The organism is Ferrovibrio sp. (assembly GCF_965278975.1).
In the GTDB taxonomy this organism is placed as follows: domain Bacteria; phylum Pseudomonadota; class Alphaproteobacteria; order Ferrovibrionales; family Ferrovibrionaceae; genus Ferrovibrio.
This window is the reverse complement of record NZ_OZ257126.1, coordinates 4,552,481-4,567,327: the sequence shown is the minus strand read 5'-3', so window position 1 is coordinate 4,567,327 and position 14,847 is coordinate 4,552,481. Positions and strand designations below refer to the sequence as shown.

Annotated in this window: 14 protein-coding genes and 1 pseudogene; 2 read left to right on the top strand and 13 right to left on the bottom strand. The window is 63.3% G+C overall.

From position 1 onward, the window contains the following. Positions 1-46: 46 nt before the first annotated feature. Positions 47-532, top strand: coding sequence for a PAS domain-containing protein (locus tag ACQY7X_RS22050; protein ID WP_428247642.1), 486 nt, complete (start codon positions 47-49; stop codon positions 530-532). Between the two features lie 38 nt (positions 533-570). Next, entirely contained in the window at positions 571-960 is a 390-nt protein-coding gene (locus ACQY7X_RS22045) for a hypothetical protein (RefSeq protein WP_428247641.1), read from the top strand. A 95-nt stretch (positions 961-1,055) separates the two neighbouring features. Here ACQY7X_RS22045 and ACQY7X_RS22040 read toward each other — a convergent pair whose 3' ends face one another. The 13 genes and pseudogenes from ACQY7X_RS22040 to ACQY7X_RS21980 form a co-directional block, all read right to left on the bottom strand. Then, positions 1,056-1,421: a HEPN domain-containing protein gene (locus tag ACQY7X_RS22040; protein WP_428247640.1), complete on the bottom strand. Its 366-nt coding sequence runs from the start codon at positions 1,419-1,421 to the stop codon at positions 1,056-1,058. After that, on the bottom strand, positions 1,418-2,185 hold the full coding sequence (locus ACQY7X_RS22035; RefSeq protein ID WP_428247639.1) for a hypothetical protein: 768 nt from the start codon (positions 2,183-2,185) through the stop codon (positions 1,418-1,420). The genes ACQY7X_RS22040 and ACQY7X_RS22035 overlap by 4 nt, the downstream gene beginning before the upstream one ends. A 319-nt stretch (positions 2,186-2,504) precedes the next feature. Then, positions 2,505-3,905 carry an NAD(P)(+) transhydrogenase (Re/Si-specific) subunit beta gene (locus ACQY7X_RS22030; protein WP_428247638.1) on the bottom strand — a complete coding sequence of 467 codons (1,401 nt, stop codon included), beginning with the start codon at positions 3,903-3,905 and terminating at the stop codon, positions 2,505-2,507. A gap of 13 nt (positions 3,906-3,918) precedes the next feature. Beyond that, positions 3,919-4,212 (bottom strand): annotated as a pseudogene (locus tag ACQY7X_RS22025) (NAD(P) transhydrogenase subunit alpha); the annotation flags it as partial. 20 nt (positions 4,213-4,232) lie between these two features. Next, a complete protein-coding gene (locus ACQY7X_RS22020) occupies positions 4,233-5,384 on the bottom strand; it encodes a Re/Si-specific NAD(P)(+) transhydrogenase subunit alpha (RefSeq protein ID WP_428247637.1) in 1,152 nt (383 codons plus the stop codon). Between the two features lie 108 nt (positions 5,385-5,492). Next, entirely contained in the window at positions 5,493-5,633 is a 141-nt protein-coding gene (locus ACQY7X_RS22015; protein WP_428247636.1) for an aa3-type cytochrome c oxidase subunit IV, read from the bottom strand. A gap of 125 nt (positions 5,634-5,758) precedes the next feature. After that, positions 5,759-6,463 carry a putative metalloprotease CJM1_0395 family protein gene (locus ACQY7X_RS22010; RefSeq protein ID WP_428247635.1) on the bottom strand — a complete coding sequence of 235 codons (705 nt, stop codon included), beginning with the start codon at positions 6,461-6,463 and terminating at the stop codon, positions 5,759-5,761. Between the two features lie 50 nt (positions 6,464-6,513). After that, positions 6,514-7,854, bottom strand: a complete 1,341-nt coding sequence (locus tag ACQY7X_RS22005; protein ID WP_428247634.1) for an ABC1 kinase family protein — start codon at positions 7,852-7,854, stop codon at positions 6,514-6,516. 5 nt (positions 7,855-7,859) lie between these two features. Then, entirely contained in the window at positions 7,860-9,647 is a 1,788-nt protein-coding gene (locus ACQY7X_RS22000; RefSeq protein ID WP_428247633.1) for a M3 family oligoendopeptidase, read from the bottom strand. A 115-nt stretch (positions 9,648-9,762) separates the two neighbouring features. Beyond that, entirely contained in the window at positions 9,763-10,731 is a 969-nt protein-coding gene (locus ACQY7X_RS21995; protein WP_428247632.1) for a PAS domain S-box protein, read from the bottom strand. A gap of 15 nt (positions 10,732-10,746) precedes the next feature. After that, the gene (locus ACQY7X_RS21990) at positions 10,747-12,579 is read right to left on the bottom strand and encodes a lytic transglycosylase domain-containing protein (RefSeq protein ID WP_428247631.1); all 1,833 of its coding nucleotides are present in this window, start codon (positions 12,577-12,579) and stop codon (positions 10,747-10,749) included. A gap of 77 nt (positions 12,580-12,656) precedes the next feature. Continuing rightward, positions 12,657-13,886, bottom strand: coding sequence for an MFS transporter (locus ACQY7X_RS21985; RefSeq protein ID WP_428247630.1), 1,230 nt, complete (start codon positions 13,884-13,886; stop codon positions 12,657-12,659). A gap of 112 nt (positions 13,887-13,998) precedes the next feature. Further along, positions 13,999-14,688 carry a uracil-DNA glycosylase gene (locus ACQY7X_RS21980; protein ID WP_428247629.1) on the bottom strand — a complete coding sequence of 230 codons (690 nt, stop codon included), beginning with the start codon at positions 14,686-14,688 and terminating at the stop codon, positions 13,999-14,001. Positions 14,689-14,847: the final 159 nt, after the last annotated feature.

The following is a 14,847-nucleotide window of genomic DNA, read 5'->3' as shown; positions in this document are numbered from 1 at the left end:
TACTGGCGCGTAGTATCAGGCCATGCGCCAGGGTGGGACCGACGCGATGACCAAAGCCAGAAGCCGCCTCCACGCCGAATTGAATCCGGCGCTGGATGACGCGCCGCGCCTCCGTGCGCTGCGCGATTACTGGCTTGCGCGTTGCCCGGCAGCGGGCGGCATCCCCCGGCGCCAGGATATCGACCCGACTGAACTCAAAGAGCATCTCGGCAGCCTGTTCATCGTCGAGCCGATAGAAGGCGGCAGCGATTTCCGCTACCGCCTGATCGGCGCCGAACTCACCGCCATGCACGGCCATGAATTCACCGGCTCGAAGGTGAGTGAACTCTTCTGGGGCTTCTCAAGCGAGGATGCCGCCACGGTGATCAACGCCTACCAGATCGTGGTGCGCAAGCATGTGATCCTGCGCGCCGGCGGCAACGTGCTCTGGGCCGGCAAGGATTACCTGCCCTTCGACTCACTCCACCTGCCGATCCTGGCGCCCGACGGACAGAGCACATGGCTGCTCGGGGAGCTGGTGTTTTTGAGGTAGGGGGGCAGTGCTATTCTGATGCAGGCACTAGGTGGACGATGACCAAGGCATTGAAGCAGAAACAGGCAGTGCGGCAGGCCAAGCCGGCGTTGAAAATCCGCGCCAATGTCAGCCTGTGCGAGGCGCTGGATGATTTCGGCGCCGCCTGGAAACGCGCCGAGCGCGGCGAAGTATTCGATGAAGCCGTGCTCTCGTTTGTCGATTGGGAACAGATGGTACGGCTGATGACGCCGAAGCGCATGGAACTGATCCGCGCCGTGCGCCGCACCCGCCCGAAATCCATCGCCGATCTGGCGCGTGGCCTGAAGCGCGATTACAAGGGCGTTCATGCCGATGTCGGCGACCTGACGAAATCCGGCGTGCTGCAAATGACCGATCAGGGCCTGGTGATGACCTGCGCGGCGATTGAGGTGCGAATAATGCTGTAGTCGGCTTGGTTGCGATTCATTTGGCAAGCAGAACTGCAGAGCTAGCAATAAGTTGAGATTGCCGATGCTACCCAAAGGTAATTCGTCGGATGAAGTTAATCATCCGCTGCGGCAAGGACTTCCTGAGCAACCAGCAAGCTATCTTCCGCATCATGTTTTTCAATAGTGATATTCAGGTAGTAATCTGCTTGAATTCGCTTGGTATAAAGCGAGTCCAAGTCGCAACCTAATTGCCGTAAGCTCGATTTTGTTTGCCGTCGCAGAAATCCAATCAATTGCTGGTGTATTCCCTCACCATTTTTTTCACGGCGAAAGCCATTCTCGCCCGCAATAGAAATCGCTTGATGAAACGCTGCATAATAAGTTCGAGAGAGTATCGAACGACGTCGGGCTTCAGAAGAGACTAAGTTAACGCGCAAAGTTTGTGCGTCGGCTAATATCTCTAAAGGAGAGACGCTCACGCAACGTCCTCATCAATTGATAATGTTGCGATGGAATTATGTAGCACGCCCAGCCACTGAGCCGGTTCAAGTCCATGGCTGATGTATATTTCACTCAAGTTTTTGTTAATATTTTTCTGAATAACGCGACGGACTGAGAAATTCTCCAATAACCGATACTCAATATTGATAACGGCCCCCATATTTGGATCATCTGGATCTTCCAGGATCGCAACCGCACTGCGCATTGTCACGCGACGACCGATCAATTGTGCAATGCACTGCTGATGTCGCGGGAAAACATCTCTGATTTTTCCCTGATCGATAATTTTAAGATATTGCTGTGCGTCTTTAGCGAGACTGCTATTGAGGCGAGTGGAGTGTTCAAGTGCTTCTATGTCGCCTGTGCTAACCGCCATAGCAATTAACTCTTTACTCAAAGCTACTTCCTTGAAGCCATCAAGCATCATATTTAATGCCCAACGCGTGTCTTCGAGGCGACCGAGCCGCTTTGATTGTGTGGCAAAATTTCCAAGTGATGGAAAATCGCCCGAAAGCATTGTTTTATTAACGGCTCGAATAAGGCTTTCTGCGTTATCGTAATCATTATTATCGGCGTACAATTTCGAAAGTACGATAGCAATACGCATATCCGCTTCGAATTTCTTCCTAAAACTACCGAGAAGAAAAATTAGGCGTCGCCGCTCCTCATGATCCGAAAGCGAAATTCCTATCGCTCGGTTGATGGCGTCAACTATTTCAGGGGCGCGGCGGGCTACAGCCATGTTCCACTAAAATTCAAATTATAAGTTGGAAAATTATATCGCAATTTCCGATTTAGATACAGCATTTTTAGTTGAAAACATAGTTTGCCCCCGTCGTCTTTGGAGCTGCTTCTAGAGCCTTCAGCCTTTGATCTTGTGGTTTAAACTGAAGGACTCGGGGATAACCCGAGCCCTTCAGTTTTCTCAAAAAGAGATTCACTGTTCGCGATCAGGTCTCCACAGGAGACCTGCGCTCTCTTGCCCTTCGGGCCTCTGCGCCCACATCGCCTTCGGCGCTGCGCGCTTAGAGCCTATCGGTCTTTAAGTCCGCGTTGCGGACTTAAAGACCTTTAACAATATCTTCCACCATCTTTTTGGCGTCGGCGAGCAGCATCATCGTGTTGTCCTTGTAGAACAGGTCGTTGTCGATGCCGGCATAGCCGCTCGCCATCGAGCGCTTCACGAACAGCACGGTCTTGGCCTTGTCGACATCGAGGATCGGCATGCCGTAGATCGGGCTTTTCGGGTCGTCGCGCGCGGCGGGGTTGGTCACGTCGTTGGCGCCGATGACGAAGGCGACATCGGCGGTCTGGAATTCGGAGTTGATCTCCTCCAGCTCGAACACCTCGTCATACGGCACGTTGGCTTCCGCCAGCAGCACGTTCATATGGCCCGGCATGCGGCCCGCCACCGGATGGATGGCGTATTTCACTTCCACGCCTTCCTCCTTCAGCTTGTCGCCCATTTCGCGCAAGGCATGCTGCGCCTGGCTGACCGCCATGCCATAGCCCGGCACGATGATGACCTTGCCGGCATTCTTCATGATGAAGGCGGCATCGTCGGCCGAACCCTTCTTGTAGGGCTTCTCCACCTTGCCGCCGCCGCCGGTGGCTGCCGCGGCATCGCCGCCGAAGCCGCCGAGAATGACGTTGAACAGCGAGCGGTTCATGCCCTTGCACATGATGTAGGACAGGATCGCGCCCGACGAGCCGACCAGCGCGCCGGTAACGATCAGTGCCGGGTTCTGCAAGGTGAAGCCGATGCCGGCCGCCGCCCAGCCGGAATAGCTGTTCAGCATCGACACGACCACGGGCATGTCGGCGCCGCCGATCGGGATGATGATGGTGAAGCCGACGATCAGCGCCAGCAGCGTGACGGCCCAGAACAATTCCCGGCTCGGGTTCATGCAGAAGGCGACGATCAGGCCGAGGATCACCAGGCCGATCAGGGCGTTCAGCATGTGCTGGCCCTTGAAGATCACCGGGCTGCCCGAGACCAGGCCCTGCAGCTTGGCAAACGCCACCAGCGAGCCGGAGAAGGTGATGATGCCGATCACCACGCCGAGGCTCATCTCGATACGCGCGGCCACCGAGATCACGCCGGCGGCATTGAGGATGCCGTAGGGTGCCGGATTGTAGAAGGCGGCCGCGGCCACCAGCACGGCGGCGAGGCCGACGAGGCTGTGCATGGCGGCGACAAGCTGCGGCATGTCGGTCATCTTGATGCGCCGCGCCAGCACGGTGCCGACGCCGCCGCCGATCACCAGCGCCAGGATCACCCAGGCGATGGAACCGGAGAGGTCGCCGAGATTGGCAATCGTGGTGAGCACGGCAATCGCCATGCCGACCATGCCGAAGGTGTTGCCCTGGCGGCTGGTCTCTGGGCTGGAAAGCCCGCGCAGGGCGAGGATGAACAGCACGGAGCTGACGAGATAGAGCAGGGCAGTGAGCTGAATGGACATGATCTATGGCCCCTTAATGCTTCTTCGCCGGGGCGTCTTTTTTCTTGTACATCGCCAGCATGCGCTGGGTGACAAGGAAGCCGCCGAAGATGTTCACCGCCGCGAGCGCGATGGCGAGCAGGCCGAAAACCTTGGAGGCATCGAACACCGCCGAGGCGCCGGCGGCGATCAGCGCGCCGACGATGATCACCGACGAGATGGCGTTGGTGACGCTCATCAGCGGCGTGTGCAGGGCGGGCGTAACGCTCCACACCACGTAATAGCCGACGAAGCAGGCCAGCGCGAAGATCGTGAGCAGCGAGAAGAAGGAATATATCTCACCCATGATCAGTTCCCCTCTTTCAGCATGGCATGTACCACGGCGCCGTCGCGGGTGACGCAGGTGCCGGTCACGGTTTCATCATCGGCCTTGAACTTGAAGCTCTTGCTTTCCTTGTCCCAATGGGGCGAGAGGAAATTCCACAGATTCTTCGAGAACAGGTTGGAGGCATCCACCGGCACGCGGCTGGGATAGTTGGTGTGGCCGACGATCTTGACGCCGCCGACATCGACGATCTGGTCCGGCTTCGACAGCGGGCAATTGCCGCCGGCTTCCACCGCCAGATCGATGATCACCGAGCCGGGCTTCATGCTCTTGACCATCTCCTCGGTCACCAGCACGGGGGCCGGGCGGCCGGGGATCAGCGCCGTGGTGATGATGATATCCTGCTTCTTCACCGTCTCGGCGATCAGGGCGGCCTGCTTGGCCTTGTATTCCGCCGACATCTCCTTGGCATAGCCGCCGGAGGTCTGCGAAGCGCGGGCTTCCTCGTCATCGACCCAGACGAACTTGCCGCCGAGCGATTCCACCTGCTCCTTGGTCGCCGGGCGCACGTCGGTCGCCGAGACCACGGCGCCGAGGCGCTTGGCGGTGGCAATCGCCTGCAAGCCGGCAACGCCGACGCCCATGATGAAGACGCGGGCCGGCGCGATGGTGCCAGCCGAGGTCATCATCATTGGGAAGGCGCGGCCGAACACGGCGGCCGCATCCAGCACCGACTTGTAGCCGGCGAGATTGGATTGCGAGGACAGGATGTCCATCGACTGCGCGCGGGTGATGCGCGGCATCAGCTCCATGGCATAGGCGTCGATGCCGGCGGCGGCATAGGCTTTCACCTGCTCGCGCTGCTGCAAGGCGCCCAGGCCGGCGACCAGGATGGCGCCTTTCTTCATCAGCGCCAGTTCGTCATTGCCCTCTGCGGCTGTCATCGGCCGCTGCACCTTCAGCACCATGTCGGCATCGCCGAGCGCGCTCTTGGCGTCGGGCGCGATCTTGGCGCCGGCTTCGGCGAAGTGGCTGTCGGGGATATCGGCGCCGGCGCCGGTGCCGGTTTCCACCACCACCTCGGCGCCGAGCTGGGCAAACTTCTTCACCGTGTCCGGCGAGGCGGCGGCGCGCCGTTCACCCGGACGGCGCTCCTTCGGAATCGCTATCTTCATAGCTTATCGCTCCCTGAACGCGCAGGCTGCCCGGCGCGATCGACTTTGTACGAACGAAATGACCTTGGATAAGACAACGGCGCCCTGGGGCGCCGCTGTTCGGAAACCTTAGTGCACCAGGAATTTTGCCATCAGCGCCAGCGTGATGGCGATGGCGATGCAGGACCATGTGGTGACCTTCATGAAGCCGCCATAGGCGGCCTTATGCTGGCTGATATCCATGGTGCCAAGCTTGTGTTCCTCGGCCATCGGCGTGCTTCCCTCTAGTGTTGCTGCGAGCGGTGTTGATGGCCAGCATTGGGGCGGGCCGTTTTCCGCCCGGATATTACGCTTTTACCCCCCCGTTCCACAACCCTTCGCGGGTGCGGGAGGACTTAGGCCGAGGCGTTGATCAGGGCGCCGCCGCCTCGCTGGGCCGCCTGGGCGAACAGGCCGTTCAGGGCGGCATAGGCGGCGGAGGCACGGCCTGAAGGTGATTCGCCGGCCGGGGGTGCCTGCTGGGCTTCCTGCTCGGCTTTTTTCTCGGCGCGGATCTGCGCCAGGGCTTCCAGCCGCAAAGCCTGGGCGGCGGCGGCCACGGCGCGGTCGGCACCCGATGGGTCGGCCGGGGCGAGGGCGGCGGCTGCCACCTGGGCCGCCTTCTGCAACGTCGCTTCCGGGTCGTTCTCGGCGGAAATGTCGATGCTCACTTCGCCGCTGGTGGCATACATCTGGCCATCGGGGCCGCGCGTGTAGCTGTAGGACGGCGCGCCGGCATATTGCCCGCCCACGGCGGCGTGCGCCCGCTCATGCGCCCGCACCTTGGCGTCGATGGCCTTCAGCTTCGCCACCTGGGCCTTCTGTTCTTCAGATAGCTGGTCCGCCGATTGCGCCTGGCCATTGCTGCCCGAGGGCGCTTCCTGCTGCGCGGCGAGTAAGGTGCCGCCTGATGCTAGGGGCCGTCCGCTGCTGAAACTTGGCTGCGTACTCACAGCAGCGGCAGCAGGCGCGGCAGCAGCGCCGCCCGGATTGGTCGGGGCCGTGAAGGCAGCAGCCGGGGCATAGGCCGCCGGCTGATATGCGGAGATGCCGCCGATCATGGGGCGATTGTCGCGCGGATACGCCCGCCGTCAACCGGAAAGCTTGGGCCTTACTGGGGTTCCAGCCCGGCGGCTTTGAGTGCCGCCTGCTGGCGTTTTTCCAGCGCCTTGGTGTCGAAGCCTTCGATCAGGTCGTGGAACAGGCGGTGCCAGTTGATCGCCGCCTTCAGGTGCAGGAACACGCCGCCCAGGCCGATGGCGGCGCGGTCCATGAACACGAATTCGCGCGGCGGCGTCACACCGCCCAGCTTCTTCAGTTCCGCATGCACCTTCTCGGCCACTTCGCGGCCATAGACGCCGCTCTCTTCCATTTCCTGGATGCGACGCGGGCGGTCTTCCAGCAGCGGCGCGTAGACGAATTCGGCCCAGAGGTTGAGCGTGTCGATCACCTCGTTGCTCAAGCCAGAGAAGCCCCAGGTCTCGTAGGCATGCACTGCCAGGGCGCGGTTCTGCGTTGCGATGGCGCGGTAGAGGTCGATCACGCCGCCGACGAAACGCGAGGGGAAGATGCGCACGCAGCCGAAATCGAGCAGGTTGATGCCGAGATCGTCGCGCACCGTGTAATTGCCCAGATGCGGATCGCCATGGATCACGCCGCAGCGGTAGAACGGCACATACCAGGCGCGGAACAGGTTATAGGCGATGGTGTCGCGGGTTTCCTGCGGCGCGTCCTTGTAGGTCAGTAGTGGCTTGCCTTCCAGCCAGTTCATGGTCAGCAGCCGGCCGGTGCTCAAGGGCTTCACGACTTCCGGTACATGCACCTGCGGTTCGTCTTTCAGCATCGCTGAATAGAGCCGCATGTGGCTGGCCTCGCGCTGGTAATCCAGTTCCTCGCGCAGCCGGTCGGCGATCTCGGCATGGATATGGCGCGTGTCGATGGCCGGGTCGATGCGGCCATAGATGGCGAAGATCAGCTTCAACTGCCGCAGATCGGCTTCCACGGCGGAAGCCATGTCGGGGTATTGCAGCTTCACGGCCAGGTCGCCCTGCTGCTTTGTCGCCGCGCGATGCACCTGGCCGAGCGAGGCGGCAGCGGCGGCCTGGAGATCGAAGCGGGTGAATTTCGCCTGCCAGTCGGGGCCGAGTTCGGAAACCATGCGGCGCTTCACGAAAGCCGGGCCCATGGCCGGCGCATTGGCCTGAAGTTGGGTCAACTCCTGCACATACTCTTTCGGCAGCGCATCGGGAATGGTGGACATGATCTGCGCCACCTTCATCAGCGGCCCCTTAAGGCCGCCAAGTGCGTTACGCAGATCGGCTGCATGCTTGGAGCGGTCGAGCTTGACGCCGAGTACGCGCTCAGCACCCAGCTTGGCGGCCAGGCTGCCCACCGAGGCGCCGACCCGGGCATAGCGCCGGGCGCGGCCTAAGGCAGTGTCTTCCTCAGCCATTTGATTCAGCCAAGGGCTTCAAGCTCATCGATGAAGCCGCCAATCACGCCCAGGCCCTTGGACCAGAAGGCGGGATCGGAAGCATCGAGGCCGAAGGGCGCCAGCAATTCCTTGTGGCGCTTGCTGCCGCCGGCCTTGAGCATGGCGAAGTATTTGTCCTGGAAACCCTTCTCGGCATCCTGGTAGCGGGCATAGAGCGCGTTCACCAGGCAATCGCCGAAGGCATAGGCGTAGACATAGAAGGGCGAATGGACGAAATGCGGGATGTAGCACCAGAAGGTGCTGTAATCGGCATCGAATTTCAGCGCCGGGCCGAGGCTTTCGCGCTGCACGCCGAGCCAGATATCGCCCAGTGCATCCGGCGTCAGTTCGCCTTCGCGCCGCGCGTTGTGCACGCGCTGCTCGAATTTGTAGAAGGCGGTCTGGCGCACCACGGTGTTCAGCATGTCCTCCACCTTGGAGGCCAGCATCAGCTTGCGCTGCTTCGGCTTGGCCTGCGCCAGCAGGGCGCGGAAGGTAAGCTGTTCGCCGAAAACGCTGGCGGTTTCGGCCAGCGTCAACGGCGTATCGGCCATCAGCGGGCCTTGTTCGGCGGCAAGCAACTGGTGCACGCCATGGCCGAGTTCATGCGCCAGGGTCATCACGTCGCGGGTGCGGCCGAGATAATTCACCAGCAGATAGGGATGCGCGCTCGGCACGGTGGGATGCGCGAAGGCGCCCGATGCCTTGCCCGGCCGCGCCGGGGCGTCGATCCAGTTATTGTCGAAGAACCGCTTGCCGAGTTCGGCCAGCTTCGGCGAGAAGCGGCCATAGGCGCCGAGCACGATGTCGCGCGCTTCCTCCCAGGGGATCAGGCGGTCCTTGTCCTCAGGCAGTGGCGCGTTGCGGTCCCACCAGTCGAGCTGGCGCTTGCCCATCCATTTGGCCTTCAGCGCGTAATAGCGATGCGACAGGCCGGGATAGCTCGCGGTCACGGCGTCGGTCAGGGCATTCACCACTTCCGGCTCGACGCAGTTGGACAGATGCCGCGAGGACTCAGGGAGCGGATATTTGCGCCAGCGGTCTTCGATCTCCTTGTCCTTCACCAGCGTATTGGTGACCAGGGCAAAGAGGCGGATATTCTGCTTGAACACCTTGGCCAGCGCCTTGGCGGCCTGACGGCGCTTAGTCGGATCGGTGTCGGACAGCAGATGCAGCGTCTGTTCGGCGGTGAGTTCTTCGGCGCCGAGCTTGAAGCGCAGGCCGGCCATGGTCTCGTCGAACAGCCGGTTCCAGGCAGCAGCACCGGAAACGCGCTTCTCATGCAGCAACTGCTCGATCTCGTCGGCAAGCTGATACGGGCGGTAGAGCCGCAGGTCATCGAGCCACGGCTTGTAATGCTTCAGCTTCTTCGACTGCGCGAATTTTGCCTCCAGCACCGCGTCATCCAGCTTGTTCAGTTCCAGGCCGACGAACAGCAGGCGGGTGGTGACAGCGTTCAGCTTCTCCTGGATATCCTGGTAGAAGCGCGCCACTTGCGGGTCGGCCATGTCGGCAGCATAGCTCAGCGAGCCATAGGCGTAGATGCGCCCGATGGTGTCCTGAAGTTTCTCATAATCCTGGATCAGCCCGGCGAGTTCGTCGCCGCCCATCGCGGCAATGCGGCCCTTGCCGCGCTTTTCCAGCGCCTCGGCGGTCTTGGCGGCATTGGCCATGGCGGCGTTGAACGGCTTTGAGTCACGGCCCGGATAGAGGTCGTCGAGATTCCAGTTCGGCAGTTTGCCGAGCTTTTTCGCCTGGGCCGCGGATGCCATGCGTCGCTCCTTGCTTTTGAACGACTCTAAATATGGGCGGCGGCGGCAGTTAAGGCCAGAGGGTGGCGAATTAAATTCTGGTGAGGAACCGGAGGTTTACTCAGCCGGCCAGGCTTTACTCAGCCGGTTGGGCCCAGAGGTAATACTGGCTCGCCACCGGCGACCAGATCACCGACCACAGCACCGGCTTCTCCTGGCCGTTGGCATGGCGCACCTGGCCGGGCTGCATGCGGCGTGGCGCGCCGCCGCGTGCCGCATCCAGCCGCGCGGTCACCACAAGCTGGTCGGTGGCGGAGAACAGCGAGGCCAATGGCCGGCCGATGATCGCCTCGCGCTCCATGCCCCAGATGTCGCGGCAATTCGGCCCGATCTCGATCACGCAGGCGGTGTCATCGAGCAGGCCGGGTACATCGGGGGCCAGGTCGATCAGGCGCCGCGCGCGGGCTTCGCTTTCGCTCAAACGCTCGGCCAGGGCCGAGATGCGGCTGTTGCTATCGGCGAGGGCTGCGGCGGCGGCATTCTCGATGGCATAGAGTTCGCGGAAATGCGACACGCCGGCAATCAGCGCCAGCGCCGCCAATTGCGCCAGGCTCCAGCTCACCATGGCATCGAGCTGCGACGAACCGGCGGCGGCATGTTCGGCCAGATAGGTGCCGACGCTGATCAGGATGCTGCCGGCGGTGAGGCCGGAAAGCCAGAGCGCGCGCTTGCGTTCATTCACCGCGAACATGAACAGGTAGACCGGAATCGCCCAGCCCATATGGATGAACACCTTGTCGCCATCCTTGGTCAGGAACAGCGCATTGGCGACATTGCCGGCGATGTAGATGGAAATCCAGATCGAGAGGCCGAAGGCGATGCGTTCAAGCCAGATGGTGCCGCGCCACAGCAGCAGGCCCAGCATTACCAGGCCGGTGAGCAGCATCGGCGGGATGGTGAGCCATTCAAACGGCGACAGCAGGCCGGCCGGCCCGGCAACGAACAGGCCGTAGCAGCTGCCCAGCGTCATCAGCACGCAGACCACGACCAGGCATTGCAGGGCGAGGCGGCGCTCGGCGAGGGTGGCATTCAGCGCGATGGCCATGCCGCTACCCGGGGGTCAGGGTTTCTTTTCCGCCGTCCGCAGATCGGAGTCGGACGCGCGGTCATGGGCGCGGTAGAGCGGCCAATCACCGGTAACGGTGGAAGAAAGACTGTCATGCGGCTGGCCGATGCGGGCGCGGTAAATCCAGTGGTTGGTCAGCACGCGCTGCACGAACAGGCGTGTTTCCGAAAGCGGGATGCTTTCGATGAACAGCAGCGGGTCTTCCTGGCGGCCTTCGCGCAGCCACTTTTGCAGATTGCCCGGGCCGGCATTGTAGGCGGCGGCAAGATAGAACAGGTTGCCCCGGATCATCGGCATTTCCAGCAGATGCTGCAAATAGCGCTGGCCGAGTTCGATATTGTATTCCGGCGCCAGCAGGCGGTGGCGGCTGTTCTTGAGCCGCAGCGTATGGTCGCCGGCGACATAGCCCGCCGTGCGCGGCATCAGCTGCATCAGGCCGGCCGCGCCAGCGGTGGAGGAGGCACGCGGATTGAAGGCGCTTTCCTGGCGCATGAAGGCGAAGATCAGCGCGCGGTCGAGCGCGAAGCCCCCTTCCGGCTCCCAGGGCGGCAGCGGATACATAGCATTGTCGTAGGCATCGCCCTTCACGCTGCGCCAGGCCAGGCCGATCTTCATCGCCGAGGCCGGGGTTTGCAGCCGGCCGGCGAGGCCGAGCAGGGCGAAGGCCAGCGGATCGGAGGCTTGCGAAAACACGCGGGCGATTTCGCGGTCGGCACGCACGGCTTCACCGATTTCGTTCAGCGCCAGGGCGCGGCGGATCGCCGGCATCTGCGCCAGCTTGCCGGCATCTTCCGCCACCAGCGGTGCCGGCGCCCAGGAGAAGGGCATTTCCTGGCCCAGCTGGTTCAGTGCCAGCAGGCCATAGAAGGTGCGTTCCTGCGTCGCCGCCACTTGCAGCAGGCGCATGGCTTCCGCCGGCTGGCGCAGCCGCAGCATGACGCGCGCGCCCCACCAGGCACCGGCGGCCTTGTCCCAGTTCGAGGCGACCTGGGAGAAGGCGAGATTCTCGAAATGATGCGCGGCGTTGTCGTAGCGGCCCATGCGCCAGGCGGCAATGCCGGCCACCCAGTCGGCTTCCGGCACGCGGGCGCGCGAACGCTGCGCGGCGGGGCCGGCCAGGGCCAGCGCCTTGGCATCGTCGCCATTCAGGAACCAGCTCCAGGCAACGCGGCGGCGCCAGTCGTCGAATTCGGAATTGGACAGGCGCGAGCGGATTTCCGGCTTGTTGATCAGCGCTTCGGCCAGGCTGACCTTGTCCTTGCGCAACAGCTGGCCGAGTTCGGCCTCGGCCTTGGCAATCATATGCGCAGCGGCCGGGTCGCGTTCCTTCGGAATCGGGCGCGAGCGCGTGGTGGCGACGCTGCCGGGATCGTTGGGGAATTCGCCGGTATCGACGCCGGTGGGGCTGGGCGGTGCCTTGTCCTTCTTGCCCTTCTTCTTCAGCGCCAGGCGATAGATTTCCTCGGCGCCGGGATGATCGCGGAAGTCGCGCAGCCAGTTGGTCAGTTCGCCATAGCCGGCGTTATACCCGGTCGGATGGGTGTAGCGCTGGTGCAGGGCGTGGCCGCGCAGGACCGGGTCCTTGATCTGCTTCAGTTCGCGGTCGGCCTCGGCGAAGCGCAGGTCGGCCTGCAACTCGAAAATGCGGCCATAGCGGTCGCTGTCGCTCTGGCTGAGAATGGTTGGCAGGTCGGTCTGTGCCAGCGACTGCGCTTGGGCCGGTGGCACCGCCAGGATCAGGCTCGCAGCCAGCAACAGGGTGCCGAAGCCCAGCCGGGCCGTGAGGCGCCGCCGGATTTCCCCCGTCTGCAAAAGCTGCCAGGTCACAATTTGTCGCGATTGGCTTGGCATGACGAGCCGGAATACCCCAGGAAACTCGCGTGGGCAAGTTTATATTCCACAACCTATGGATTGTATAGGCGCTGGCGCGGCATCAGCATGACGATGCCGGCGCCGATAACGCAGGTGGCGGCGCAGACCAGGATCGGGGCGAGGTAGCTGCCAAAGCGGTCATAGGCGGCGCCGGCCAGGGTCGGCCCCACCAGGGTTGAAAAGGCGACACTGGTATACAGGGTGCCGATCACCGCGCTGGCGGCGCGGGCGCCGAACAGGTCGACGGTCACCGCCGGGGAGAGGGCGACAAAGCCGCCATAGCAGAGGCCGAAGCCGAGCGCGAACAGCGCCAGCGGTATAAAGTCGCTCGCCAGTGGCCAGGTGGCCAGCATGATGCCGGAACCGAACATGGCGGCGGCGAAGGCGGGGCCACGCCCCACCCGGTCGGCCACCGGGCCGAGCAGGAAGCGCCCCAGCATCGAGCCGGCGCCGATCAGCCCGACCAGCCAGACGCCCTGTTCGCGCGATAGGCCCTGGTCCTGGGCATAGGCGGCGAGATGCACGAAGGGCACGAAAGTGCCGATGCAGTTCAGCCCGAAAGCCAGATACAGCAGCCAGAACCGCCGGTGGCGCAGCGCCTCGGCCAGGGTCAGGCCGGGCGGCGGGCCGCTGGACTGGGTGGGGACCGGGCCTCCGGGGAGCATACCGGCGCCATCCGGGCGCAGGCCCATGCTGGCCGGGTTGGGCCGCAACGCCACCACCGCCAGGGCGCCGAGCAGGGCGGCGGCGATGCCGAGCACCAGATAGGCCTGGCGCCAGGACAGGCTGTCGATCAGCAAAGCCGCCACCGGCGGCATCACCACTGTCCCTAAGCCGATGCCCATCACGGCAAGGCCGGAGGCCTGGCCGCGCTTGGCGACGAACCAATGCTGCACCGTGGCGATGGCCGGCACATAGGAGAAGCCGACGCCAATACCCATGCCGATGGAATAGGCGATCAGCACCGTCAGCAGGCTGTCGGCGAAGCTGGCTGCGATCATGCCGGCGGCAACCGCGGCCAGGCCGAAGCCGATCACCGGGCGCGGCCCGAGCCGGTCGGCCAGCGGGCCGCTGATGGCGCCGAGCGCGAAATACAGGAAGGCGGCGAGCGAAAACACCAGCGACACGGTGGCGCGGCTGGCGTCGAATTCACGCCGCAACGGTTCGAAGAAAGCCGGGAAGGAATAGGCGGCGCCGAAACCGACGAACATCACGGCAAAGGCCGCCGCCACCACGATCCAGCCATAGAACACGCGGTTCATGCGAAGACTCTGTCTTCGTCACTCCCGCGCAAGCGGGAGTCCCATTTTTGCTTGCCAAATGGGATTCCCGCGTTCGCGGGAATGACGGCATGGGTGTACGGCTCAACCAAATTCACCCGCCGAGTTCCTCAAGCTTCATCGCCAGGCTCAGCATGTCGCGCCAGGCTTCGCGCTTCATGCCGGGCTGGCGCAGCAGATAGGCCGGATGCAGCATCGGCAAGGCCGGAATGCTCAAGCCATCCTTGGCGTAGACATGCCAGTTGCCGCGCAGGCGGGTGATGCCCTGGCTGGTGCCGAGCAGGGTGGCGGCGGCATGGCGCCCCACCAGCGCGATCACCTTGGGCCGCACCAGCGCGATATGGCGTTCGACGAAGGGGCGGCAGGCGATGATTTCCTCCGGCGACGGATCACGGTTGCCCGGCGGGCGCCAGAAGATCACGTTGGAGATATAGGCGTTGCTCTCGTCGCGGTTGATCGCCGCCAGCATGCGGTCGAGCAGTTGGCCGCTCTGGCCGACGAAGGGGGCGCCCTGGGCATCCTCGTCACGCCCTGGCGCCTCGCCGATCAGCATGATTGGCGCCGCCGGGTTGCCGCGCGAGAACACGGTGTTGGTGGCGGTGGCCTTGAGCGCGCAGCCTTCGAAGGCGGCGACGGCGGCTTTCAGGTCTTCCACATTGTTGCAGGCCTGGGCCGCCTTGGTGGCGGCGCTTTCCGCTGCCTGGGCTGAAATCAGCGCGGGCGAGACCGGCGCGCGCACCGGTGGCGCCGAAGGCGTGAAGCTGAAGGCTGCCCCATCAGGCACGGCTTGGCCAGATACGGGTGCACCGGAAGCGGCGGGTTTCGCTGCGGCAGGTCTGTTCGCAGCCGGCCCTGTTGCCGCAGGTCGGGGCGCGGGCGCGGGCGCTCGCGGCGGGGGTGCCTGGGTGCGGTCCATCGGCACATCGCCGATGCACTCATCCGC

Coding starts and splice junctions, on each gene's coding strand:
- ACQY7X_RS22020 (WP_428247637.1), bottom strand. CDS start 5,384: ATGAAGATAGCGATTCCGAAGGAGCGCCGTCCGGGTGAACGGCGCGCC.
- ACQY7X_RS22000 (WP_428247633.1), bottom strand. CDS start 9,647: ATGGCATCCGCGGCCCAGGCGAAAAAGCTCGGCAAACTGCCGAACTGG.
- ACQY7X_RS21985 (WP_428247630.1), bottom strand. CDS start 13,886: ATGAACCGCGTGTTCTATGGCTGGATCGTGGTGGCGGCGGCCTTTGCC.
- ACQY7X_RS22030 (WP_428247638.1), bottom strand. CDS start 3,905: ATGTCCATTCAGCTCACTGCCCTGCTCTATCTCGTCAGCTCCGTGCTG.
- ACQY7X_RS22050 (WP_428247642.1), top strand. CDS start 47: ATGACCAAAGCCAGAAGCCGCCTCCACGCCGAATTGAATCCGGCGCTG.
- ACQY7X_RS22015 (WP_428247636.1), bottom strand. CDS start 5,633: ATGGCCGAGGAACACAAGCTTGGCACCATGGATATCAGCCAGCATAAG.
- ACQY7X_RS21995 (WP_428247632.1), bottom strand. CDS start 10,731: ATGGCCATCGCGCTGAATGCCACCCTCGCCGAGCGCCGCCTCGCCCTG.
- ACQY7X_RS22005 (WP_428247634.1), bottom strand. CDS start 7,854: ATGGCTGAGGAAGACACTGCCTTAGGCCGCGCCCGGCGCTATGCCCGG.
- ACQY7X_RS22045 (WP_428247641.1), top strand. CDS start 571: ATGACCAAGGCATTGAAGCAGAAACAGGCAGTGCGGCAGGCCAAGCCG.
- ACQY7X_RS22010 (WP_428247635.1), bottom strand. CDS start 6,463: ATGATCGGCGGCATCTCCGCATATCAGCCGGCGGCCTATGCCCCGGCT.
- ACQY7X_RS22035 (WP_428247639.1), bottom strand. CDS start 2,185: ATGGCTGTAGCCCGCCGCGCCCCTGAAATAGTTGACGCCATCAACCGA.